Source organism: Carnobacterium sp., from assembly GCF_040274425.1.
This window is the reverse complement of the sequence record NZ_JBEMBC010000129.1, coordinates 1-4876: the sequence shown is the minus strand read 5'-3', so window position 1 is coordinate 4876 and position 4876 is coordinate 1. Positions and strand designations below refer to the sequence as shown.

Sequence of the window (4876 nt, the reverse complement as noted above, 5' to 3'; positions counted from 1 at the left end):
TTAATCAAAGTAACACAATTAGACCGAACAACAAAATATACATTTTTCCACGACGCTTTTCTCGAAAAAAGTCTATATTATAGACTAGAAAAAGCGTTACATAACTACGCAATAAGCATAAAGTGTATCAATTTTTTTGTTGTCCTTTTTGTTCGTCCTACTCATCCAAGAATTATTGCTTCTCTGATTGATGAATTAAAGATACCGGCCATTGCTGGTACAATTGCTAGTTTCGATACTTGTTTGATCATTTTAAATACAGAACAAGAAGCTCAACTATTGTGTACTTGTTTGTCTGATATTATTCTTGAGCAATCTACTGATGATTTAGAAAAAAAATTAGCTCCTTTATTTTAAAAAAATTTACATAAAAAAAACTAACCTGAACAAAAGGGGTTTTTACACCTCACTTTTTCAGATTAGTTTTTAATTTGTTACAATTTTATTTGTATTCTATCGCTTTTATATCAACATTAATATTGTTTTGAACAGCTTTAGAATATGGACAGAATGCATGTGCTTTTTCTGCTAATTCTTGGGTTGTTTCAAGATCTTGTCCTTCAATAGCAACAGTAAGTACAACAGATAGTTTGAAACCATTATCTGTAGGGTCTGAATTTAAAGAAACTTCTGCAGTTACTTCTGATTTAGCTTGAATTTTAGCTTGTTGAATCATAATTTCTAGTGCTGAATTGAAGCATGCACTGTAACCTAATGCAAATAATTGTTCTGGGTTGGTTCCTTGACCAGGTCCCCCCATTTGTTTTGGAGTAGATACTTTCACAGAAAAAGAACCATCAGGTAAACGACTTTCACCGTTACGTCCACCAGTATTGATTGCAGTTGTTTGGTACATTAATTTTGATTCAGTCATGATTAATTCCTCCTAAAATTTTTGTTAGTTCATTTATTTTTCCTAAAATGTCAAAATATTCTTTTTCATCCAAATTTAACAGGTCTAGGCAGGCAGAAACCTTCTCAAGCAACTCATCCTTTAAATCATCAGCTTTTGAAGTAGTCGCAATGATTACTCTTCTTTCATCTTCCGGATGACGATTTCGAGTAATAAATCCATTTGCTTCCATTCGCTTCAGCATCGGTGTTAAAGTTCCACTATCCAGTCCAAGTCTAGTTCCTAATGATTGAACACTCAGCCCAGATTCTTCCCATAGTACAAGCAATGTGACATATTGAGTATACGTAAGAGAAAAGGGTTCTAATACCGGACGATAAAGTTTCGTAAACTGTTTCGATAAAGAATAAGTAGAAAAACATAACTGTTCTTCTAGCAAAAAGTTGTTTCCTTCCATACTTGTTCCTCCTAAATAAGTTGTGCACAATTAAATTGTACACTATTTAATTTTAAATTACAATAGTTTTTAGCTTTCTATCCTTCAATGATTTTCACCATAAAATTTCGTTCTCTCGGCCCGTCAAATTCACAAAAATAAAGACTTTGCCATGTCCCTAAAATCAAACATCCCTTAGAGATTATTAAGGTTTCACTTGCCCCTAGAACGGAAGATTTCATATGCCCATCTGAGTTTCCTTCCATATGTATATACTCTTCTTTATTGGGAAACGTCTGGTTTAATCCTAAACTCAGATCCGTTTTGACATCTGGATCTGCATTTTCATTAATGGTGATCGCTGCTGTAGTATGGGGGCAAAATACTAACATTAGTCCATTCTTTATCCCACTTCTAGATAAAGCTTGTTGCAAATACTCATCAATGTTTATAAACGATTGTTTTTCTTCTGTTGAAAGCTCAAATGTATAAAGGTTATTGGTCATGTTATTCAGCTCCATTTCCTCTTTTCCTCCATCATACAGTATTCTAAAGTAATCCTAAACATATACGCTAGAAACTGATATACTAAGAGAATAAAAATAAGTAGAAAGTCGGTGAAATCTTGCAGATTTATATCGATGCAGATGCCTGTCCAGTAAAAAATATTATTATTGAAGAAGCTTTAGCAAAGAACATTCCTGTCACACTTGTAACCAGTATCTCGCACTTCTCGACCAAAGAGCAGCCTGCGGGAGTAAATACCGTTTATGTTGATACGGGAGCTGAAGCTGCAGATTATCGGATCATAAAATTAATCGAAAAAGGCGATATCCTTATCACACAAGATTACGGTCTAGCTTCGTTAGGATTAGGAAAAGGGTGTACTGTTCTTCACCATACAGGATATACGTACACCTCAGAAAATATCGATCAATTGCTGCAATCCCGTTATTTGAGTGCTATGGTTCGAAAAAGCGGCAAACGAACAAAGGGTCCAAAACCATTTACAGATGAGAACCGTAGAGAATTTAGACAACGATTCAAAGAACTTCTTGCTACTGTATAAAAAAACATTCCTATTTTGATGGTTTCTTCATCAGAAATTGGAATGTTTTTTGTATCAATTGTTTTGCCGTCACCGGAAGGTCCTACTCTTTCGTGAAGGGGCATTTCATGGAAGAGTGGGACCTAAAAGTAGCTTTACTGATCTGTGAAACGACTCTCCACGGATGAGTGACGCCTAAAATGAGCTTCACTTCCCCATGAAAGTTAGTTCCACGTCTAAGTGAGGCACTAAAAAGAGGAGAGTGGTAAAAAAAGCGTTTAGACCCGAATCACTGGAGCGAATAAGCGCAGTATGGTCATCGACCATCGAGCATTATTCGTGAAGTGGACGTCGGGTCTGCTTTTTGGAGCACGTTTTAGAATAAACAGCCTATTCAAAAAACTGATAAGAAATCAAGCTTCATTTTAACTTAATTTCTATCTATTTTTTTATAGTTTAAAGTGACTAACCATTTCAGTGAGGTTTTCAGCTAGGTTGGCAAGTTGTTCTGAACTTCCAGCAACTTCCTCCATAGAGCTCGTAATTTGTTGTGAAGCTGCAGATGTCTGTTCAACTCCAGCAGCCGATTCTTCTGAAACAGATGCAATTTCTTCAATGGAGCTATTCATGATTTCGCTATTAACTTTGATGCTTTCCAAGTTATCAGAGATTCCTTTGATTCCATCTACCATAGTAGTAACAGAAGCATTGATCTGATTAAACGTTTGACCGGTCTTAGCAATTTGACTTGTTCCTTCTTCTACTTCAACATAACCCGTTTGCAATGAATCACTTACTCGTTTAGACTCCGCTTGTATCTTTTCAACAAATCCAGTAATATCTGCGATAGAAACTGCCACTTGTTCAGCTAATTTACGGACTTCATCAGCAACCACAGCAAATCCTCTACCATGTTCGCCAGCACGTGCTGCTTCAATTGCTGCATTTAAAGCTAATAAATTAGTTTGATCCGCAATTTTTTGGATGATCACGACTAAATTATTGATCTCTTGAGTTTGATTGTCTAAAGTAGTCATTTTCGCTACAGCATCTTGAACGATTTCATCGATTTTAGCCATTTGACGACTGGAATCTTCCATATACTGCTTTCCTTCACTAGTCATCGTCAATACGCCCATTGAAGATTCTTTGATTTTTTCGCCACTCTTATTCGTACTTTGGACTTTTTTAGTGAAATTTTCCATGACAACAGCTAAATTACTAGCAGTTGTTGCTTGTGTCTCTGATCCTGTTGCTAACTCTTGCATTGTTATAGCTACTTGCTCAGAACCTGACTTAACTTCACTGGCAGATTGTGTCAGCTCTTCACTATGGCTATTCAATTCTTCAGTTGCATTAGCAATACCCTGCATAACGCTTTTGACCGTTTTTTGCATTTTATTCATAGAGATACTTAGTTTTCCCGTTTCATCTTTTTCGGTTACTTCTAGTGGTTCTAAACTAAGATCACCCGCAGAAATAGCTTGCATTCTTTTCATAACAACGTGCATTGGTTTGGTAATAGTGAGAGACGTTAAATAGGCTATTAATACAGACAATACCAATACAAAAACCATCATGATAAAGCTGACCAATTCAACTCGATCTCCATTTTTGATCACTTGTTCGCCAATTTTGGTGATTTCTTCTTCCCGTTCATCAGCTAATTTTGAAAAACCAGCAGTCAATTCTCTTTCAATCGGAAGTGCTTCTTCTGTCATGATTTCGTTTACTCTATTTGTATTTCCTTTATCGTACTCAGCTAAAGCTTCATCAGTAAGCATACCCCATTCGACTTTTTTACTGATCAAGTCATTTAATTCTTTAGAATCACTTAAATCTAAAGCTGTATTTTCTAATTCAATACTTAAAGCCGTTTCTGATTCAAATTCTTCTCTATAGGTTTCATCTTCATATAACATGAAACCTCTTAATAAACTTGTTCGTTTATTCATATTTGTTGCCAATTTTTCATCTACTATTAATAAATCCATTTCTTCTTCTAAAATTTCTTTCATTGACCCATTTGTTCTATTTAAGGCTACGATTGTATAAAAAGTTACGATCAACATAAATACGGTGGTAATTGCAAAACCTGCTAAAATTTTCGCTCGAATACTTTTAAACTGAAACATCTTTTTCATTTTTTTGCTCCCTCTTATTTGTTAGCTGATCAAGAGTTGTTGCATTATACAAAACTCTTGATCACTAACTCCCTTTTTTATTCTTAAAGAACTGATTTTGTACCTTTACTCCTTTGCCTCTTATCAAAAAGACAATCCTATAGTTCTTATTCCATCAAATAATTATGGCCGATTCATGCAGTGAGGCTGGAGAAATTTCCCAGCCACTCTATTTATTCTCCTATTATTCGAAAAAATTTCCCACTAGTTTAGAGTTTAAATTCATCAACCATATCCGCTAAACCTTTTGCCAAATCAGCCAATTGTTCTGAATTCCCGGCAACTTCTTCCATAGAACTCGTGATTTCTTGTGAAGCAGCTGAAGTTTCTTCGATTCCAGCAGCAGACTCTTCTGA

6 protein-coding genes are annotated in these 4876 nt (G+C 35.4%); 2 read left to right on the top strand and 4 right to left on the bottom strand.

Annotation, left to right across the window (positions count from 1 at the left end):
- Positions 1-357 (top strand): arginine repressor (locus ABS911_RS14325; protein WP_350468120.1); only part of this gene is annotated, 357 nt, incomplete at its 5' end.
- A gap of 85 nt (positions 358-442) precedes the next feature.
- Here ABS911_RS14325 and ABS911_RS14320 read toward each other — a convergent pair.
- The 3 genes from ABS911_RS14320 to ABS911_RS14310 all read right to left on the bottom strand — a co-directional run bounded on the left by ABS911_RS14320 (position 443) and on the right by ABS911_RS14310 (position 1810).
- Entirely contained in the window at positions 443-874 is a 432-nt protein-coding gene (locus ABS911_RS14320) for an organic hydroperoxide resistance protein (protein WP_350450938.1), read from the bottom strand.
- Positions 867-1310, bottom strand: coding sequence for a MarR family winged helix-turn-helix transcriptional regulator (locus ABS911_RS14315; protein ID WP_350450937.1), 444 nt, complete (start codon positions 1308-1310; stop codon positions 867-869). Before ABS911_RS14315 ends, ABS911_RS14320 begins: the two co-directional genes overlap by 8 nt.
- Before the next feature lie 77 nt (positions 1311-1387).
- Positions 1388-1810 (bottom strand): secondary thiamine-phosphate synthase enzyme YjbQ, encoded by a 423-nt coding sequence (locus ABS911_RS14310; protein WP_350450936.1) that lies wholly within the window; start codon positions 1808-1810, stop codon positions 1388-1390.
- Positions 1811-1914: 104 nt separating this feature from the next.
- On the opposite strand from ABS911_RS14310, the gene ABS911_RS14305 reads away from it, so the two are divergent.
- Positions 1915-2358 carry a YaiI/YqxD family protein gene (locus ABS911_RS14305; protein ID WP_350468119.1) on the top strand — a complete coding sequence of 148 codons (444 nt, stop codon included), beginning with the start codon at positions 1915-1917 and terminating at the stop codon, positions 2356-2358.
- A gap of 428 nt (positions 2359-2786) precedes the next feature.
- Here ABS911_RS14305 and ABS911_RS14300 read toward each other — a convergent pair whose 3' ends face one another.
- A complete protein-coding gene (locus ABS911_RS14300; RefSeq protein WP_350468118.1) occupies positions 2787-4481 on the bottom strand; it encodes a methyl-accepting chemotaxis protein in 1695 nt (564 codons plus the stop codon).
- Between the last annotated feature and the right edge of the window lie 395 nt (positions 4482-4876).

What these genes read in the sequence shown, in the direction of transcription:
- ABS911_RS14315 (WP_350450937.1), bottom strand. Translation starts at nt 1,310, where the DNA reads ATGGAAGGAAACAACTTTTTGCTAGAAGAACAGTTATGTTTTTCTACT.
- ABS911_RS14310 (WP_350450936.1), bottom strand. Translation starts at nt 1,810, where the DNA reads ATGGAGCTGAATAACATGACCAATAACCTTTATACATTTGAGCTTTCA.
- ABS911_RS14300 (WP_350468118.1), bottom strand. Translation starts at nt 4,481, where the DNA reads ATGAAAAAGATGTTTCAGTTTAAAAGTATTCGAGCGAAAATTTTAGCA.
- ABS911_RS14320 (WP_350450938.1), bottom strand. Translation starts at nt 874, where the DNA reads ATGACTGAATCAAAATTAATGTACCAAACAACTGCAATCAATACTGGT.